19 protein-coding genes are annotated in these 16,637 nt (G+C 69.8%); 10 read left to right on the top strand and 9 right to left on the bottom strand.

Annotation, left to right across the window (positions count from 1 at the left end; translation table 11 throughout):
* Positions 1–38 precede the first annotated feature (38 nt).
* Positions 39–872, top strand: coding sequence for a serine protease (locus D3P35_RS04055; protein ID WP_118133190.1), 834 nt, complete (start codon positions 39–41; stop codon positions 870–872).
* A 4-nt stretch (positions 873–876) separates the two neighbouring features.
* Here D3P35_RS04055 and D3P35_RS04050 read toward each other — a convergent pair whose 3' ends face one another.
* A complete protein-coding gene (locus tag D3P35_RS04050; protein WP_118133189.1) occupies positions 877–1,227 on the bottom strand; it encodes a DUF2794 domain-containing protein in 351 nt (116 codons plus the stop codon).
* A gap of 149 nt (positions 1,228–1,376) precedes the next feature.
* Between D3P35_RS04050 and D3P35_RS04045 the strand changes: the two genes are divergently transcribed.
* Positions 1,377–2,966 (top strand): gamma-glutamyltransferase family protein, encoded by a 1,590-nt coding sequence (locus tag D3P35_RS04045; RefSeq protein WP_118133188.1) that lies wholly within the window; start codon positions 1,377–1,379, stop codon positions 2,964–2,966.
* Positions 2,967–3,152: 186 nt separating this feature from the next.
* Here the strand turns inward: D3P35_RS04045 and hspQ are convergent, their stop codons facing one another.
* Positions 3,153–3,479 carry a heat shock protein HspQ gene (gene hspQ, locus D3P35_RS04040; protein WP_118133187.1) on the bottom strand — a complete coding sequence of 109 codons (327 nt, stop codon included), beginning with the start codon at positions 3,477–3,479 and terminating at the stop codon, positions 3,153–3,155.
* A gap of 121 nt (positions 3,480–3,600) precedes the next feature.
* Between hspQ and D3P35_RS04035 the strand changes: the two genes are divergently transcribed.
* The 8 genes from D3P35_RS04035 to D3P35_RS04000 all read left to right on the top strand — a co-directional run bounded on the left by D3P35_RS04035 (position 3,601) and on the right by D3P35_RS04000 (position 10,737).
* Positions 3,601–4,482, top strand: a complete 882-nt coding sequence (locus tag D3P35_RS04035) for an AEC family transporter (protein WP_118133186.1) — start codon at positions 3,601–3,603, stop codon at positions 4,480–4,482.
* 53 nt (positions 4,483–4,535) lie between these two features.
* A complete protein-coding gene (locus D3P35_RS04030) occupies positions 4,536–5,138 on the top strand; it encodes a transglycosylase SLT domain-containing protein (RefSeq protein ID WP_118133185.1) in 603 nt (200 codons plus the stop codon).
* Between the two features lie 103 nt (positions 5,139–5,241).
* The gene (locus D3P35_RS04025) at positions 5,242–6,171 is read left to right on the top strand and encodes a LysR family transcriptional regulator (protein ID WP_118133184.1); all 930 of its coding nucleotides are present in this window, start codon (positions 5,242–5,244) and stop codon (positions 6,169–6,171) included.
* 222 nt (positions 6,172–6,393) lie between these two features.
* Positions 6,394–7,191, top strand: a complete 798-nt coding sequence (cysQ, locus tag D3P35_RS04020; RefSeq protein ID WP_118133183.1) for a 3'(2'),5'-bisphosphate nucleotidase CysQ — start codon at positions 6,394–6,396, stop codon at positions 7,189–7,191.
* A 4-nt stretch (positions 7,192–7,195) separates the two neighbouring features.
* Positions 7,196–7,993, top strand: a complete 798-nt coding sequence (locus tag D3P35_RS04015) for a 3-deoxy-manno-octulosonate cytidylyltransferase (RefSeq protein ID WP_118133182.1) — start codon at positions 7,196–7,198, stop codon at positions 7,991–7,993.
* A 343-nt stretch (positions 7,994–8,336) separates the two neighbouring features.
* Positions 8,337–9,239: a UTP--glucose-1-phosphate uridylyltransferase GalU gene (gene galU / locus D3P35_RS04010; protein WP_118133181.1), complete on the top strand. Its 903-nt coding sequence runs from the start codon at positions 8,337–8,339 to the stop codon at positions 9,237–9,239.
* A gap of 42 nt (positions 9,240–9,281) precedes the next feature.
* Positions 9,282–10,265, top strand: coding sequence for a UDP-glucose 4-epimerase GalE (gene galE, locus D3P35_RS04005; protein ID WP_118133180.1), 984 nt, complete (start codon positions 9,282–9,284; stop codon positions 10,263–10,265).
* A gap of 97 nt (positions 10,266–10,362) precedes the next feature.
* Entirely contained in the window at positions 10,363–10,737 is a 375-nt protein-coding gene (locus D3P35_RS04000; protein WP_118133179.1) for a VOC family protein, read from the top strand.
* Between the two features lie 107 nt (positions 10,738–10,844).
* On the opposite strand, the gene ptsN is transcribed toward D3P35_RS04000, so the two are convergent.
* The 7 genes from ptsN to D3P35_RS03965 all read right to left on the bottom strand — a co-directional run bounded on the left by ptsN (position 10,845) and on the right by D3P35_RS03965 (position 16,579).
* Positions 10,845–11,309 carry a PTS IIA-like nitrogen regulatory protein PtsN gene (ptsN, locus tag D3P35_RS03995; RefSeq protein ID WP_118133178.1) on the bottom strand — a complete coding sequence of 155 codons (465 nt, stop codon included), beginning with the start codon at positions 11,307–11,309 and terminating at the stop codon, positions 10,845–10,847.
* 39 nt (positions 11,310–11,348) lie between these two features.
* Positions 11,349–11,930: a ribosome hibernation-promoting factor, HPF/YfiA family gene (gene hpf, locus D3P35_RS03990; protein WP_118133177.1), complete on the bottom strand. Its 582-nt coding sequence runs from the start codon at positions 11,928–11,930 to the stop codon at positions 11,349–11,351.
* Between the two features lie 141 nt (positions 11,931–12,071).
* Complete coding sequence (gene rpoN, locus D3P35_RS03985) at positions 12,072–13,544, bottom strand: RNA polymerase factor sigma-54 (protein ID WP_118133176.1); 1,473 nt, start codon at positions 13,542–13,544, stop codon at positions 12,072–12,074.
* 43 nt (positions 13,545–13,587) lie between these two features.
* A complete protein-coding gene (gene lptB / locus D3P35_RS03980; RefSeq protein ID WP_118133175.1) occupies positions 13,588–14,364 on the bottom strand; it encodes an LPS export ABC transporter ATP-binding protein in 777 nt (258 codons plus the stop codon).
* 23 nt (positions 14,365–14,387) lie between these two features.
* Complete coding sequence (locus D3P35_RS03975) at positions 14,388–14,975, bottom strand: LptA/OstA family protein (protein WP_118133174.1); 588 nt, start codon at positions 14,973–14,975, stop codon at positions 14,388–14,390.
* Between the two features lie 11 nt (positions 14,976–14,986).
* Complete coding sequence (gene lptC, locus D3P35_RS03970) at positions 14,987–15,637, bottom strand: LPS export ABC transporter periplasmic protein LptC (RefSeq protein WP_118133173.1); 651 nt, start codon at positions 15,635–15,637, stop codon at positions 14,987–14,989.
* Positions 15,638–15,640: 3 nt separating this feature from the next.
* The gene (locus tag D3P35_RS03965; protein ID WP_118133410.1) at positions 15,641–16,579 is read right to left on the bottom strand and encodes an SIS domain-containing protein; all 939 of its coding nucleotides are present in this window, start codon (positions 16,577–16,579) and stop codon (positions 15,641–15,643) included.
* Positions 16,580–16,637: the final 58 nt, after the last annotated feature.

The following is a 16,637-nucleotide window of genomic DNA, read 5'->3' as shown; positions in this document are numbered from 1 at the left end:
ACATAGGCAGCGCGGCCGCAACCGCGCATACTCGGCCCATGCGCAAGCTGATTCTCCGCCTCCGGGCCCTCGGGCCCGCGCTTCTGCTCGCCACGGCCGCGGCCACGCCCGCCGTGAGCCAGCAGGCACGCCCGCTCTCCGCCCAGGCTGCCAGCGCGGAGGCTGCCCCTCCCGGCGCCGACGCCGGCCTGCACCGGCTGCTCACCGCCGAGGAGGCCCGCCCCTGGGCCGCCGTGGGCCGGGTGAACGTGGCCGGCAGCGGCTTCTGCACCGGCACGCTCATCGCGCCCGACCTGGTGGTGACCGCGGCGCATTGCCTGTTCTTCCCGCGCACCGGCCGGCCGGTGCCGGCCTCGGACGTGCATTTCCTCGCCGGCTGGCGCAAGGGCGAGACGCGCGCCCACGCCCGGGTGCGCGACTATGCGCTCGCCCCCGGTTACCACCCGGATGACACCGACCAGCAGCGCCGCCTCGGCTCGGATTTCGCCCTGCTCGTGCTGGAGGAGCCGATCGCGGAGAGCGCCGCCGTGCCCTTCGACCGCGCGCCCTGTCCGCGGATCTCCGAGCCGGTGGCGCTGGTGTCCTACGCGCGCGCCCGCTCCGAGGTGGCCTCCATCCAGGAGCCCTGCCACGTGCTCTCGCGCGATGACCACCTGCTGCTGCTGAGTTGCGACGTGAACTTCGGCGCCTCCGGCTCCCCGGTGTTCGTGACCGGCGAGGGGCGGCCCGGCCTCGCGGGGCTGGTCTCGGCGATGACGGAATGGCGGGGGGAGCGCGTGGCCGTGGGCATCGACTTCGGCGAGGCGCTCGACGCGATGCTCGCCGGCCTCGGCCGCGGCCCGATGCCCGAGCCGCCGCGGCCCGGGGGCTGAGGCTTCAGTCCTTCACCACGCGGATGAGCTTGCGCTCCACCACCTGCAGCGCCGCCTTCAGGTCATGCCCGCGCTTGAGGATGCGCCCGTCCATGCCCAGCACCCGGTACATGCCCTGCTTGTCCGACAGGCGGGGGTGTTTCTCGATGCGGTAGAGCGGGGTTTCGGCGGTGCGGCGGAACATGCAGAAGATCGCGCAGTCGCGCAGGTGCGAGATGCCGTAATCCTTGCAGACACCCGCCGCCACCATGCGCCCGTAGAGCTGCAGGATGACACTGAGCTCGGTGCGGTGGAAGGTCACCTGATCGTAGCTCCGACGGTCTGCGCCGAAGGCCGTGCCGTTCACGATGTTCATGCATCGAGAATGGTGTGCCGCGGCCCGGCTGACAAGGGCTAAACGCCCGGGCCGCCCCGCGGGGGCCGGGGCGGAGGAGGAATTCACTGGATTAACCCCCTTACACGCGGTTTAAGACGGTCCCGCAACAGGTTCCCGGGGGAGGGCCCATGACCACGCGCGATTTCCAGATGCCCGGCCGCTCGACGGTCATTTCCACCGGCGGCATGTGTGCCACCTCGCACCCGCTCGCCGCCGCCACGGCGGTGAAGCTGATGGAGCAGGGCGGCAACGCGGTGGATGCCGCCATCGGCGCCGCGGTGCTGCTGGGCATCTGCGAGCCGCAGATGACCGGCATCGGCGGCGATTGCTTCGCGCTGGTCCAGCCCGGGCCGGGGCGCGAGGTGATCGGGCTCAACGCCTCCGGCCGCGCGCCGGCCGCCCAGTCCGCGGCGGAACTGCGCGCCCGCGGCCTGTCGGTGATGCCGCTGCACAGCGCCGATGCCGTCACCGTGCCGGGCGCCATCGACGGGTTCTGCCGCCTCTCCGCCGATCACGGCCGCCTCGGGCTCGACACCGTGCTCGCCCCCGCCATCCGCTATGCCGAGGAAGGCGTGCCCGTCGCCCCCCGCGTGGCGCGCGACTGGGAGATGGACGCGGGCAACCTCTCCGGCGAGGCACGCCGCTTCTTCCTGACGGACGGCCGTGCCCCGCGCCCGGGCGACATCTTCCGCGCCCCCGGCCAGGCCGAGGTGCTGCGCCGCGTCGCCGCCGAGGGCCGCGCCGGCTTCTACGAGGGCGAGGTGGCCGAGGACATGGTCGCCTCCCTGCGCGCGCTCGGCGGGGTGCACACGGCGGAGGATTTCGCCGCCACCGCCTGCGATTACGTCACCCCGGTCTCGGGGCTCTACCGCGGCATGGAGCTGCTGGAGCTGCCGCCGAACGGGCAGGGCGCCACCGCCATCCTGATGGCCAAGATCCTGTCGAATTTCGACATCGCGGCGCTCGAGCCCTTCGGCGCCGCCCGCGCCCATCTCGAGACCGAGGCGGCCAAGCTCGCCTATGACGCGCGCAACCGCTTCATCGCCGACCCCGGCCATGTCAAGCTGCGCCTCGCCCACATGCTCTCGGACGACACTGCCGCCCGGCTCGCCGCGCTGATCGACCCCGCCCGCGCCATGGCGGCCCCCGCCGCCCTCGCCGAGCAGGTCCACAAGGACACGGTCTACCTCACCGTGGTTGACGCCGACCGCATGGTGGTCTCGCTCATCTACTCCGTCTACCACAGCTTCGGCTCCGGCCTCGCCTCCACCCGCTTCGGGGTGAACTTCCAGAACCGCGGCGCCGGCTTCAGCCTGATGGAGGGCCACCCGAACGAGCTCGCCGGCGGCAAGCGCCCGATGCACACCATCATCCCCGCCATGCTGCGCAAGGACGGCGAGGTGCTGATGCCCTTCGGCGTGATGGGCGGCGCCTACCAGCCCGCCGGCCACGTGCGCGTGCTCTCCAACATGGTGGATTTCGGCATGCACCCGCAGCAGGCCATCGACGGCCCGCGCAGCTTCACCGATGACGGCGTGCTCGGCCTCGAGCGCGGCTATTCCGACGCGGTGCGCGGCACGCTCACCGGCATGGGCCACGCGGTCGGCATCCCCGACACGCCGCTGGGCGGCGCGCAGGCCATCCTGATCGACCGCGAGCGCGGCCTGCTCTTCGGCGCCTCCGACCCCCGCAAGGACGGCTGCGCCCTGGGCTTCTGAGCCCCGACCCGGGCAACACCCCGCGCGGCCCGCGACGTGCCCCGCCGGCCCGCCCCGGGCCGGCGAGCGCCGAGCGGGGGCTCGATGCCCCCCGAGGCGCTGGCCCGGCCGGGGGCCTCGCGCATACGAAAACACCCCGCGCCGTCTCCGGCCGGGGTGCGCGTCGTCGCAAGGGGAGGGGGGGGGTCAGTGCCGCGGCACTTCCACCTCGTACTGGCTGCCCACGAGGGCGCCGAACATCTCGGTGACCTCCGGGTGGTCCACCGGCTCGCCGCTGTCGTCCTCCATCAGGTTCTGCTCGGAGACATAGGCCACGTAGTAGCTGGTCTCGTTCTCCGCGAGCAGGTGATAGAAGGGCTGGTCACGGTCCGGGCGGTGCTGCTCGGGGATGGACAGCCACCATTCCTCCGTGTTGTCGAACACGGGGTCCACGTCGAAGATCACCCCCCGGAAGGGGTGGAACCGGTGGCGGACCACCTGGCCGATCGAGAATTTGGCTGCTGCGCGTAACATGCTTCCCATCTAAACCGAAATGGCCCCGGCAACAAGGGTCGCCGGGGCCGTAAACAACCCTTTGATCGTAGCGGCTGACATCTGCCCGCGCAAGTGCTAGCGCTGCGGGCAGGAGGGCCTCATGGATATTCTCGTCAAGGTGCTGGGCGTGGTCGCCCCGGTATTCATTCTTGCCGGCTGCGGCTATGTCTGGGTGCGCATGCGGCTCGGCTACGACCTCGCCTTCGTCTCGCGCCTCGCGATGACGCTGGGCATGCCCTGCCTGATCTTCACCGCCCTCGCCCGCGCCGAGGTCGACCATGCCGCGATGCGCGACCTCGCCTTCGCGGCGCTGGCCGGCTACGCCGCCATCGCGGTGCTCAGCTACGGCATGTGCCGGCTGTTCCGCCTCGACATCCGCGCCATGCTCTCGCCGATCATCTTCGGCAACACCGGAAACATCGGCCTGCCGGTGATCCTGTTCGCCTATGGCGACACCGGGCTTGCCTATGCGCTGGTGGTCTTCGCGGTGATGATCATCCTCAACTTCAGCCTCGGGGTGTGGCTGGTCTCCGGCGAGGGCTCGCGCGAGATGCTGCGCCAGCCGATGGTCTATGGCGCCATCCTCGGCGGCTTCGCGCTCTACTTCGACTACGATCCTCCCGACTGGGCGATGAACACGCTCACCCTGCTGGGGCAGATCTCCATCCCGCTGATGCTCATCACCCTGGGCGTGGCCATCGCCCGGCTCTCGGCGCGCGACGTGGGGCTGGCGCTGGGGGTCTCGGCGCTCAAGCTCGCCGTCGGAGCGGGGGTGAGCGTGGTGCTCGTGCTCGCCTTCGGGCTGGGCTGGGGGGCGGCGGGCGGCGCCTTCCTGCTGCAGATGACCATGCCGGTCGCGGTCTCCTCCTACCTGCTCGCGGCGCGCTACAACACCCATCCCGACGCGGTGGCGGGGCTTGTCGTGGTCTCCACGCTGCTCTCGGTGCCGGCCATTCCGGTGATGCTCGCCTTCCTGTTGTGAAGACCTGCTCGGAAGAGGTTACAAGGCCAGAAAAATCGGCTATCGTGCGCCGCATGTTGAGGCAGTTCGGCAGACCGGGAATCCGGCGTATCCTGTATCTCCTGGTGGCCGTGGCACTGGGCTCGTGTTCCTCGACCTCCGACCCGGGGGTGAGCAACACCGAAGACGCCTGCGTCATCATCCGCGAACAGCCGGACTGGTACCAGGCCGCCAAGCGCACCGAGCAGCGCTGGGGCACGCCGCCGGAAGTGCTCTTCGCCATCATCTGGCGCGAATCGAGCTTCCGCGCCGATGCCCGCACCCCGCGCACCTATTTCCTCGGCGTGCCCACCGGCCGGGTGAGCAGCGCCTACGGCTATGCCCAGGCCATCGACGGCACCTGGGACTGGTACCGCGAGTCGACCGGCAATTCCTGGGCCGACCGCGACGATTTCCGCGACGCGGCGGATTTCGTCGGCTGGTACACCAACCGCTCCACCCGGGTGATCGGCCTCAGCCCCTCGGACGCCTACAGCCATTACCTCGCCTACCACGAGGGCCATGCCGGCTATCAGCGCGGCCGCTGGCGCGACAAGAAATGGCTGCGCGACGTCGCCGCCCAGGTGAACGGCCAGGCCGCCCGCTACCGCAGCCAGCTCGCCCGCTGCGGCCGCTGACCGGCGCGAAACCCGGGCCCCGGGCCACGGGTGCTATTGACAGTGCCCGCCCTGCTGGCATGTGTATACACTCTCTGGAAACAATGCGCCGGGAGCCCGCCCAGTGGACCGACTGACCGAAATGGAAGCCTTTCTGCGGGTGGTCGACCAGGGAGGCTTCACCGAGGCCGCGCGCAAGATGGGCCTCTCGAAATCCGCCGTCTCGAAACATGTCTCGGCGCTGGAGGCCCGGCTGGGGGCGCGGCTGCTCAACCGCACCACCCGGAGGGTGAGCCCCACCGAGATCGGCCTTGCCTATTACGACCGCGCCAGCCGCGTGCTCGCCGACGCGACGGAGGCGGATTCCATGGTCTCCTCCATGCAGTCCGAGCCGAAGGGCGAGCTGCGCGTCTCCGCTCCGGTGAGCTTCGGCGTGCACCATCTCAGCCCCGTGGTGGCGGATTTCCTCGCCGAGTACCCGGATGTCTCGGTGCACATGGTGCTCGACGACCGCTTCGTCGAGCTGGTCGCCGAAGGGTTCGACGTGGCGATCCGCATCGGCAGCCTGCCGGACAGCTCGCTGCGCGCCAAGAAGCTCGCGGAGACCGACAGGATGCTCCTGGCCTCGCCGGAGTATATCGAGCGGGTGGGCAATCCGGCCACGATCGACGACCTCTCCGGTCACATGCTGCTGCATTACTCCAATCTCGCCACCGGCAACTTCTGGCGCGTGACCAACGGCAATGGCGAGGACCGCGACATCCGGGCCGGCGGCCGCCTCTCGGCCAACAACGGCGATGCGCTGCTCGCCGCCGCCCGGCGCGGTCTCGGGATCGTGATGGTTCCGAATTTCTTCCTCGACGGCACGCCGGAGGAGAACGGCCTGGTGCGGCTGCTGCCGGACATGCCGGCCCAGCAGCTGGGCATCTACGCCATCTACCCGCCGGGCCGGTTTCCGCAGCCCAAGCTGCGGGCGTTCATCGATTTTCTGTCCGAGCGCTTCCGTGGCATCGCCGCCGATGGCTGGTCGAGCTGCCGGACGCGCGCGGAGTAATGTCGCAGCGAGCGAGTCGAAAGCTTCCGTTGCAACCAGTACGATTGTCGGACTAGTCTGCGCCGGGTCCGGTTCGCTGCAGGCGCGAAGACGCGCCGCACGCGCCGCCGCCGGACGGGCCGGACATGAACATTTTCAGGCCGGGGGCGCGTTCTCCCCGCCGCAGTCGATTCCCCCGGGGCGCGCGCGCAGGCGGCGTCCCACACGAGAAAGGACCGTCGAATGGACTACGAGAAGATCTGCGAGATCAGCCGCCGCCTCGCGCTGGAGGCCGGCGCGGCCATCATGGAGGTCTACCATTCGCCCGATTTCGACGTGCGCGCCAAGAGCGACGACAGCCCGGTGACTGCGGCCGACGAGGCCGCCGACAAGCTGATTTCCGCCGGTCTCGCCGAAGCCTTCCCCGACATCCCGCTCGTGACCGAGGAGCAGGCGGCCAGCCACGCCCAGACCGGGCTGAAGACCTTCTTCCTCATCGACCCGCTCGACGGCACCAAGGAATTCGTGCAGCGCCGCGGCGATTTCACTGTGAACATCGCCCTGATCGAGGACGGCGTGCCGACCCGCGGCGTGGTCTATGCCCCGGCCAAGGGCCGGATGTTCTGGACCGATGCCTCCGGCCAGACCGTGGAGGAGACCGGCGCGCTCGACCCCGCCACCGTGGGCGAGACCAAGCCGCTGAAGGTTGCCACCCCCGGCGCGCAGCTGCGCGTGGTCGCCTCCAAGTCGCACCGCGATGCCGCGACCGACACCTATATCGCGAAATACCCGGTGGGCGATTTCCTCTCCGCCGGCTCGTCGCTGAAGTTCTGCCTGATCGCGGCGGGCGAGGCCGATCTCTACCCGCGCCTCGGCCGGACGATGGAATGGGACACGGGTGCCGCCCACGCGGTGCTGCTCGGCGCCGGTGGCCAGGTGGTGCGCTTCGACGATCACACCCCGCTCACCTACGGCAAGCCGATCTACGAGAACCCGTTCTTCATCGCCTATGCCCCGGGCGTGACCCTCGCGCAGGGCTGACAGCGTGAAGAGCCTCATCGTCATCCCGGCGCGCTACGCCTCCACCCGCTATCCCGGCAAGCCCCTGGTGGGGCTGAAGGGGCCCGACGGGGTGGAGAAGAGCCTGGTGCAGCGCAGCTGGGAGGCGGCGCGCTCCGTCTCCGGCATCACCCGCGTGGTGGTGGCCACCGATGACGCGCGCATCCGCGACGCGGCGGAGGGCTTCGGCGCCGAGGTGGTGATGACCCCCGAGACCTGCCGCAACGGCACCGAGCGCTGCGCCGCGGCGCTCGAGACCCTCGGCACGGACTGGGACGTGGTGGTGAACCTGCAGGGCGATGCGCCCCTCACGCCGCCCTGGTTCGTCGAGGCGCTGGTGGAGGCGATGGCAACCCGGCCCGGCGCCGAGGTGGCCACCCCGGTGCTGCGCTGCGACCGCGCCACGCTCGAGAGCTTCCGCGAGGACCGGCGCGCCGGCCGGGTGGGCGGCACCACCGCGGTGTTCGATGCCTCGGGCGATGCGCTCTACTTCTCCAAGGAGGTGCTGCCCTACACCGGGCGCGACTTCGCCGAGGGCGAGCTGGTGCCGGTGTTTCACCACGTGGGCGTCTATGCCTACCGCCCGGCCGCGCTCTTTGCCTATTCCGGCTGGCCGGAAGGCGAGCTCGAGCGCTGGGAAGGACTGGAGCAGCTGCGCTTCATGGAGCGCGGCGTGAAGGTGGCCTGTGTCGAGGTCGAGGCCCGCGGGGCCGAGTTCTGGGAGCTGAACAACCCGGTCGACGTGGCGCGGCTGGAGGCGATCCTCGCCCGGCGCGGGGGATGACCAGGGAACCGTGCGCAGCGGCGGACGGTTCACACACAAGCAGGGTCCGGGCACGCGAAGAAGGCCAGGGCCGGGGGGAAAGGACGGAAATGAAGCAGAAGCGACCCGGTACCGGGCGGTCTGCGGGCTGTGGGCAGGATCCGTCGAGACATCCTGTTGCAGCGCGTGATGACCCCGGATTGGTGGATCGGGACAAGTATAGTACGCTGAAGTTGAGTGTTTTTTAGCCTGTATCCTGTCTGGTGCGCCGACAGATGCGCAGCGGCGGATACCGGCACGCAAGGCGGCGTCCGCCTTCCCGCGGGGAAGCGGACGGCGCCGGCAGAGAGAAAGAGAAAGTGAAATGACCCCTAAGGTTACCAAGGCGGTATTCCCCGTCGCAGGGCTCGGCACCCGGTTCCTTCCGGCCACCAAGTCCATTCCGAAGGAAATCCTCACCCTGGTCGACCGGCCGCTGATCCAGTACGCGATCGACGAGGCGCGCGAGGCCGGCATCAAGGAATTCATCTTCGTCACCTCGCGCGGCAAGTCCGCGCTGGAGGATTATTTCGACAGCGCGCCCGAGCTGGAGAAGAGCCTGAAGGCCAAGGGCAAGACCGACCTGCTCAACGCCCTCAAGCAGACCGACATGGACAGCGGCGCCATCGCCTACGTGCGCCAGAAGGAGCCGCTGGGCCTGGGCCATGCCGTGTGGTGCGCCCGCCGGCTGATCGGCGACGAGCCCTTCGCCGTGCTGCTGCCCGATGACGTGATCTCCGCCGAGCGCGGCTGTCTCGCCCAGATGATCGACGCCTACAACGAGGGCGACGGCGGCTCCATGGTGGCCACCATGGAAGTCGCGCGCGAGAAGGTCTCGTCCTACGGCGTGCTCGACGTGGAGTCCGAGGAGGGCAACCTCGTCACCGCCCGCGGCATGGTCGAGAAGCCGGACCCGGAGCAGGCGCCCTCGCGCCTCGCGGTGATCGGGCGCTACATCCTGGCGCCGAACGTGATGAACCACCTGCACGAGATGAAGACCGGGGCCGGCGGCGAGGTTCAGCTCACCGACGCCATCGCCACCGAGATCGCCACCGGCGACAAGGTGCGCGGCTTCCGCTTCCGCGGCCAGCGCTACGACTGCGGCTCGAAGTCCGGTTTCCTTCAGGCCACGGTCGCCTTCGCGCTCGAGCGTCCCGATCTCTCCTCCGAATTCGCTTCCTTCCTGCGGGACGTGCTGGCGGCCACCAGCTCTGCCAAGCGCGCCTGACCTTCCCGACCGACCCCTGAAAAGACCGGAGACGCTATCTACATGGCCAAAGTTCTTGTGACCGGCGGTGCTGGCTATATCGGCTCGCACGCCTGCAAGGCGCTTCACCGCGCTGGGCACACCCCGATTACCTATGACAGCCTGGTGACGGGCTGGCGCGATGCGGTGAAGTTCGGACCACTGGAGATCGGCGATCTCAACGACAGGGGGCGGCTCGACGAGGTGTTCGCCGAGCACAAGCCGGACGCGGTGATGCATTTCGGCGCGCTGTCGAGCGTGGGCGAGGCCACCTCGCACCCGGGCCGCTACTGGCACAACAACGTGATGGGCTCGATGAACCTGCTCGACGCCATGCTGGCCGCGGGGGTGGACAAGATCGTCTTCTCCTCCACCTGCGCCACCTATGGCGAGCAGGACGGCGTGGTGCTCACCGAGGAGAGCCAGCAGATGCCGCTCAACTCCTACGGCGCGTCCAAGCGCGCCGTGGAGGACATGCTGCGCGACTACGAGATGGCGCACGGGCTGAAATCCGTGCGCTTCCGCTACTTCAACGTGGCGGGCGCCGACCCCGAGTCGGAGATCGGGGAGTTCCACAACCCCGAGACCCATCTCATCCCGCTGGTGATCTTCGCCGCCCTCGGCCGGCGCGCCGCCCTCACCGTGCACGGCGACGACTACCCCACGCGGGACGGCACCTGCATCCGTGACTACGTGCACGTGATGGACCTGGTGGACGCCCACCTGCGCGGCATGGACTGGCTGCTGGCCGGCAAGGAGAGCGAGGTGTTCAACCTCGGCACCGGCTCCGGCTACTCGGTGCGCGAGGTGATCGAGGCGGCGGAGAAGGTGCTGGAGCGCGAAGTGCCCGCCAACACCGGCCCGCGCCGCATCGGTGACGCGGTGACGCTGGTGAGCGGCTCGGTGAAGGCGGGCGAGATGCTCGGCTGGTCGCCGGACCGCTCGACGCTGGAGCACATGATCCGCGACGCCTACGGCTGGCACCAGCGCAACGGCTACGAATCCTGACACCCGGCGCCGGCCCCCTGCGGCGGGGCCGGCGCCTCCCTCCCGGGTTCTCCGAATCCGCCGCGCGTGGCACCCTCCGGGAAAGGAGGAGCCCGCGATGTACAAACCCCACGGATACCCCGACCTCTCCGCCTACCTCGTGGTGGCGGACGCGCAGGCGACGCTCGATTTCGCCGCCCGTGCCTTCGGCGCCGAGCTGCTGCGCTGCTTCCGTGACGAGGAAGGGGTGATCCGCCATGCCGAGCTGCGCATCGGCGACAGCGTGGTGATGCTGGGCCAGATGCCCGGCGGGCCGGAGGCGCATCTGCATCTCTACGTGGCCGATCCCGATGCGGTGCAGGCCCGCGCCCTGGCCGCCGGGGTCGCCGAGGTGGCGCCGCAGGAGCTCAAGCCCGACGGCGACAGGCGCGGCGGCGTGCGCGATGCGAACGGCACCACCTGGTGGATCGCCCGGCAGGAGGCCGGCGGCTGAGAGCATGCCCGGCGGGCGGGCCCGGAATGCAGAAAGCCCCGCGCGGCGGCGGGGCTTTCCGGGGTGGAGCATCGCCCTGCGGCCCGCAGGGGGCCCCCGGCGCGGCCTCAGGCGGCCTGGGAGGCCGCCGGCTCGGTGAGGATGGCGTAGAGCGCCGAGGCGTCCTCGGTCGAGCGCAGCTTCTCGCGCACGGTCTCGGCGCGCATCACGCGCGAGACGCGGGCCAGCGCCTTGAGATGATCGGCGCCGGCATCCTCGGGGGCGAGCAGCATGAACACGAGGTCGACCGGCTGCCCGTCGACCGACTCGTAGTCGACGGGCTTGGCCAATTTCGCGAACACGCCGACAACCTTGTTCAGACCCTCCAGCCGCGCATGCGGGATGGCGACGCCCTGGCCCATACCGGTGGGCCCGAGCTGTTCGCGCTCCTGCAGGGCGGCGAAGACGGCGGATTCGGCAAGGCCGTAGAAGCCGGCCGCGAAGGAGCCGAGCTCCTGCAGCACGCGCTTCTTGCTCGCGGTCTTGAGATTGCCGAACACCGCTTCGGGTGAGATGAGGTCGGATAGCTCCATGTCGGCTCCGTTTGCTTCGGCCCGGCGCTTTGCGCGGGGTCAGACGGTCGGCAGGTTCCTGGGGTCGATCCAGCCGATATTGCCGTCATCGCGGCGGTAGACGACGTTCACGCCGCCATGCTTGTGGTTGCGGAACACCAGCATCGGCGCATCCGTGATTTCCATCTGCATAACGGCTTCGCCCACGGAGAGCGAGCGGATGGTTGTCTTCGTCTCCGCCACGATGATCGGCTGGAGGGTATCGGGCTCCTCGCCCTCGTCGTCTCCGCCGGCCAGCACGCTGTAGGCGGCGTCGAGCGCGGGCAGGGCATCGCCGTTGCGCTCCGGGTGGTGGTTCTTCAGCCGGCGCTTGTAGCGGCGCAGCTGCTTCTCCATCCGGTCGGTGCAGCCATCGAAGGCGGCGTAGATGTCGGTCGCCCGGTTCTTGGCCTGCGAGGTGAGACCGGTGGAGATGTGCACCGATGCGTCGCAGACGAACTCGTGTCGATCACGCGAGAAGGTCACAACCGCCTCCACCGGGCGCTCGGCGTACTTGGACACCGCCTCGGTGAGGTTTTCCTCGACATGCGTTCGCAGGGCGTCGCCCACGTCGAGCTGTTTCCCATGGATCTGAATGCGCATGATCTCTCCCTTCTTGACCGGCGTCCGGGGAATGCCCCGGTGCCGGAGTGGCGGTCCCACGCGGCGCGCGGAACCTAAGGACAGCCCCCCCGAGAGTCAACCGCAACCACGGAGTGGCTCTCCGAAGCGCCGCACACGGGATCATCTTGCGATGAGCCCCGCTTTCAGCCGTCGTCGTTTCACCGACGACGGGATGTTCAGTCCTTCACGATATTTCGCGACGGTGCGCCGCGCAATATCGACGCCATCCTTCTGCAGCAGGTCGACGAGCGTGTCGTCGGACAGGATCCGTGCGGGGTCCTCCTGCTCGATCATCCGGCGGATACGCTCCCGGATGGCGGTGGCGGAGAGGGCCGCGCCGCCATCGCTGGACGCGAGCCCCTGGGAGAAGAAATAGCGCAATTCGAACAGGCCGCGTTCACATGAGAGATATTTACCCGACGTCACGCGGGAGATGGTGGATTCGTGCATGCCCACCGCCTCGGCCACCTCGCGCAGGGTGAGCGGGCGCAGGCCGGCCACGCCGATGTCGAAGAAGGCTTCCTGGTGGCGGGTGATCTCGGTGGCGACCTTGAGGATGGTGCGCGCCCGGCTCTCGAGCGTCTTCACCAGCCAGGAGGCGGAGGAGCGGCACTCGGAGATGAAGGCGGTGGCCTCGGCGCCGCTGGCGGCCACCCGGGCGGCGTAGGTGTTGTTCACCAGCACCCGGGGCAGGGCGTCGGAGTTGAGCTCCACCGCCCAGGCGCCCAGCCCGTTGCGGCGCACGAAGACATCGGCCACCACGGTCTGCACGTCGAGATGGCCGAAGGCGTGGCCGGGCCGGGGGTCGAGCGCGCGGATCTCGGCGATGATCTCCGGCAGGTCCTCGGGCTCGAGCCCGGCGATCTCGGCCAGCCGGGCGAACTTGCCGGCGGCGAGCAGCTCGAGGTTCTCCAGAACCGCCTGCATCGCGGGGTCGAGCCGGTCGCGCTCGCGCAGCTGCAGGGCGAGGCATTCGGCGAGGCTGCGGGCGCCCACGCCCACCGGCTCGCAGGCCTGCAGCAGGGCGAGGGCCTCCGCCACCAGCGCCTCGCCCGCGCCGAGCTGGTCGCTGATCTCGGGCAGGGGGCGGGCGAGGTAGCCGGCCTCGTCGAGCTCGTCGACGAGGAACAGCGCCACCGCCCGCCGCTCCGCCCCGCCGGGGGCGAGGCGGATCTGGGCGGCGAGATGGTCACGCAGGGTGGGGGTGCCGGAGAGCGTGTCGCCGGGCTCGGAGCCGTCGGAGAAGCTCGCGCCGCCCCCGCCGGCCCCGGCGCTGCGGGTCCAGGCGGCCTGGCCGTCGGCCACCGCCTCGTCGTAGAGGGACTCGCGGGTTGTATCGAGATCGGCCTCGGCCTGGCCGGGGGCTGCGTCACGCAGCCGGTCCTCGAGGCGGGGTTCGGGGGCTTCGGCGCTTGCCGGGGCACTGCCCTCGGCGCTGTCCATTTCGAGGATGGGGTTCTTCTCGACCTCCTCGGCCACGAAGGCGCCGAGGTCGATGCTGGACATCTGCAGCAGCCGGATGGCCTGCTGCAGCTGAGGCGTCATGACCAGCTGTGTCGTCTGACGCAGTTCCAGTCTCTGCCCGAGGCCCATCGTCCCCCCTTCGCCTGCGCTTCCGCGCGGGCGGGGGCCCGGCTCAGAAGCGGAAACTCTCGCCCAGATATACCCGCCGCACGTTGCTGTCGTCGACAACTTCGCGGGGCGAGCCGCTCATCAGCACGGTGCCACCATGCAAGATGTATGCCCGGTCGATAATCCCGAGAGTTTCCCGCACATTGTGATCGGTAATCAAGACCCCAATTCCGCGGTGCTTCAAATGCGAGACAAGTTCGCGGATGTCGCCCACCGCGATCGGGTCCACTCCGGCGAATGGTTCGTCGAGCAGGATGTAGGAGGGCCGGCCGGCGAGGCAGCGCGCGATCTCCACGCGCCGGCGCTCACCGCCCGAGAGGGCGGAGGCCGGGGTGCGGCGCAGGTGGGTGATGGCGAATTCGGTGAGCAGCTCGTCGAGCTGATTCTTCCGCCGGCCCCTGTCGCGCTCGGTCATCTCCAGCACGGCGTTGATGTTTTCCTCCACCGTGAGGCCGCGGAAGATCGAGGCCTCCTGGGGCAGGTAGCCCAGCCCGCGCTGGGCGCGGCGGTACATCGGCAGCATGGTGACATCCTGGCCGTCCACCGTGATGGTGCCGGCCTCGGGGGTCACCAGCCCGGTGATGGCGTAGAAGCAGGTGGTCTTGCCGGCACCGTTGGGGCCGAGCAGGCCCACCACCTCGCCGCGCTGCAGGCTCAGGCTCACGTCGCGCAGCACCGGGCGCCGGCGGTAGGTCTTGCCGATGCCCACCGCGCGCAGCCCGGAGGACTCGCTGGCGAGCTCGAGCCTGGGGCCCGGCTTTTCGAGGGTGGTCTGGTCCATGCGTATCTGCCTCGCAGGCGGCTTCAGTTCTGCGAGCCGGGCTGGAAGACGGTCTTCACCCGGCCCTTGATCTCGCCCACGCCGGAGTTCAGGTCGATCCACAGGCTCTCGCCGCTGATCGCGTTGTCTCCCTGGGTGAGCACGACGCCGCCGGCGAGGGTGATCACCCCCTTGGAGACGTCGTATTCCGCGGTACTGCCCTTCGCGGCCTCCGCGCCGTTGGAGAGGAACACGTCCCCCTCCGCCCGCATCAGCCGGATGGAGCCGGTCTCGGAGCCGGTGCCGGACTGGGGCGTGCCGTCGTAGAAGATTTCCATCTGCTGCGCGGTGAGGCGCATGGTGCCCTGGCCGGCGACGACTTCGCCCTTGAAGGTGGCGACCCTGGTGCCCTGGTTCACCGAGAGGCTCTCGGAGGTGATCTCGATGGGCAGGGTCGAATCATGCTTGAACGAGCCGAAGGGCGAATCGGGCCCGCCCACCGGGCTGCCGCCGGAGGATTGCTCCGTCGGGGCGGGGGCCGCGTCGCCGGACTGCTGGGCGGCGGCGCCCTGGGCGAGAAGCCCGGCCGCAAGTGCTGCGGCCATGAACGTCACCTGGCGAAAAGCGGGCATAATCACTTCCCTCACTCCTTGTCCGACGGAGTTTTCTGTTGTTCCGGACGGTATACGACCCGGACACCGTTTCCAAACAAAACCACCTCGTTGCCGGAGGCGGGCTCTTCCTCCCCCTCGGCTCCGGGGCGGGTGATCTCCATGCTTCCGGCCTCGATCGAGCCCATGGGCCCCTCGGCGGAAACGGCACCGGGCGCACGCACGAGACGCCTGCGGATGTCGGCCTCCGCATGTCCCGTTTTCGCCACATATCCGTCCGATGTGGTCATTTCCACCTCTCCCGTCAATGACACGCGCTGATCATCGGGGCGCATCTCGCCATCGGTGGCCGAAAGGGTGATCTTGCGGCCATCCCGGGTGTCGATGACGGCGGAGAGGCCGTGGAGGGTGATCTTCTCGGGGTCCGGGCTGTCGGGCTGGGCCCATTCGGCGCGCACCATGTAGGGCTCGCCCGCGTCGGTTGTGCCGGAGAAATTCGGGTTGGTGAGGCGCAGGCCTTCGCCGAGCGCCTGGATGTCGGAGGCGGAAAACTCGATTCCGCCCACGAAATCATCCTCCTGGATCAGGAAGACCGAGCTCATCATCGCGATGGCGAGCAGCGGCAGCCCGATGCGCAGGAACCGGACCGTCCGCGAGTATTTTCCCAGCCGCCGCCGCGCCATGCCTCAGCCCAGCCCGGCGCGCAGGCAGTCGTGCACGTGCAGGATGCCGATGGGCGCGCGGTCGTCGCCCACCACGAAGAGCGTGGTGATGGAGCGCGCGTTCATGATGCCCATCGCCTCGGCGGCGAAGCTCTCCGGGCTGATGGTGGTGGGGCTGAGGTTCATCACGTCGCCGGTGCGCCGCTCGAGCAGCCCGGCCATGTTGCGCCGCAGGTCACCATCGGTGATCACGCCCGCGAGCCGGCCCTCGGAGACCACGCCGAGCGCGCCGAAGCCCTTCTGCGTCATCACGATCAGCGCCTCGGACATCGGCATGTCGGGGGTGACGATGGGCAGTTCCTCGCCCGAGTGCATCAGGCTGGAGACGCGCACCAGCTGCTGGCCCAGCCGGCCGGCGGGGTGGAACACGTGGAAATGCTCCGAGCGGAAGTCCCGCGTCTCCATCAGCGCCACGGCCAGCGCGTCGCCCAGTGCCATGGTGAGGGTGGTGGAGGTGGTGGGGGCGAGGCCGTTGGGGCAGGCCTCGTCGGCGCGCGGCAGGTGCAGGGCCACGTCGGCGGCGCGCAGCAGGGTGCTCTCCGGCCGGCTCGCCACCCCGATGAGCGGGATGTGGAAGCGGCGGGTATGCTCGATGAGATCGGCGAGCTCGGTGGTCTCGCCCGAGTTCGACAGCAGCAGCACCACGTCGGAGCGGGTGACCATGCCGAGGTCGCCGTGGCTGGCCTCCGCCGGGTGGACGAACTGCGAGGGCGTGCCGGTGGAGGCGAGGGTGGCGGCGATCTTGCGCGCCACGTGGCCCGACTTGCCCATGCCGCTCACGATCACCCGGCCGCGGGCGCCCAGCATCAGGCCCACCGCCTCGGCGAAGCTCGTGTCGAGCGTGCCGGCGAAGCGGGTGAGGGCCTCGCCCTCGAGCGTGAGCACGCGGCGCCCGGCGGCCATCAGCCCGGCGGTGTCGAGCCGGCCGGGCTTGCCCGGGGCCTTGGGAAGGGTCTGCTGG

Origin of the sequence: Oceanicella sp. SM1341, from assembly GCF_003448965.1 — a bacterium.
GTDB lineage: Bacteria > Pseudomonadota > Alphaproteobacteria > Rhodobacterales > Rhodobacteraceae > Paroceanicella.
The sequence above is the reverse complement of the archived record's forward strand: the minus strand, read 5'-3'. Positions and strand labels throughout refer to the sequence as shown.

Excerpts from the sequence above, each read along its gene's own strand:
- hspQ (WP_118133187.1), bottom strand. The coding sequence starts at position 3,479 with ATGTTACGCGCAGCAGCCAAATTCTCGATCGGCCAGGTGGTCCGCCAC.
- D3P35_RS04030 (WP_118133185.1), top strand. The coding sequence starts at position 4,536 with ATGTTGAGGCAGTTCGGCAGACCGGGAATCCGGCGTATCCTGTATCTC.
- D3P35_RS04045 (WP_118133188.1), top strand. The coding sequence starts at position 1,377 with ATGACCACGCGCGATTTCCAGATGCCCGGCCGCTCGACGGTCATTTCC.
- galU (WP_118133181.1), top strand. The coding sequence starts at position 8,337 with ATGACCCCTAAGGTTACCAAGGCGGTATTCCCCGTCGCAGGGCTCGGC.
- hpf (WP_118133177.1), bottom strand. The coding sequence starts at position 11,930 with ATGCGCATTCAGATCCATGGGAAACAGCTCGACGTGGGCGACGCCCTG.
- lptC (WP_118133173.1), bottom strand. The coding sequence starts at position 15,637 with ATGGCGCGGCGGCGGCTGGGAAAATACTCGCGGACGGTCCGGTTCCTG.
- D3P35_RS04035 (WP_118133186.1), top strand. The coding sequence starts at position 3,601 with ATGGATATTCTCGTCAAGGTGCTGGGCGTGGTCGCCCCGGTATTCATT.
- D3P35_RS03975 (WP_118133174.1), bottom strand. The coding sequence starts at position 14,975 with ATGCCCGCTTTTCGCCAGGTGACGTTCATGGCCGCAGCACTTGCGGCC.
- lptB (WP_118133175.1), bottom strand. The coding sequence starts at position 14,364 with ATGGACCAGACCACCCTCGAAAAGCCGGGCCCCAGGCTCGAGCTCGCC.
- D3P35_RS03965 (WP_118133410.1), bottom strand. The coding sequence starts at position 16,579 with ATGGCCGCCGGGCGCCGCGTGCTCACGCTCGAGGGCGAGGCCCTCACC.
- rpoN (WP_118133176.1), bottom strand. The coding sequence starts at position 13,544 with ATGGGCCTCGGGCAGAGACTGGAACTGCGTCAGACGACACAGCTGGTC.
- D3P35_RS04055 (WP_118133190.1), top strand. The coding sequence starts at position 39 with ATGCGCAAGCTGATTCTCCGCCTCCGGGCCCTCGGGCCCGCGCTTCTG.
- ptsN (WP_118133178.1), bottom strand. The coding sequence starts at position 11,309 with ATGGAGCTATCCGACCTCATCTCACCCGAAGCGGTGTTCGGCAATCTC.
- galE (WP_118133180.1), top strand. The coding sequence starts at position 9,282 with ATGGCCAAAGTTCTTGTGACCGGCGGTGCTGGCTATATCGGCTCGCAC.
- D3P35_RS04050 (WP_118133189.1), bottom strand. The coding sequence starts at position 1,227 with ATGAACATCGTGAACGGCACGGCCTTCGGCGCAGACCGTCGGAGCTAC.
- D3P35_RS04000 (WP_118133179.1), top strand. The coding sequence starts at position 10,363 with ATGTACAAACCCCACGGATACCCCGACCTCTCCGCCTACCTCGTGGTG.
- cysQ (WP_118133183.1), top strand. The coding sequence starts at position 6,394 with ATGGACTACGAGAAGATCTGCGAGATCAGCCGCCGCCTCGCGCTGGAG.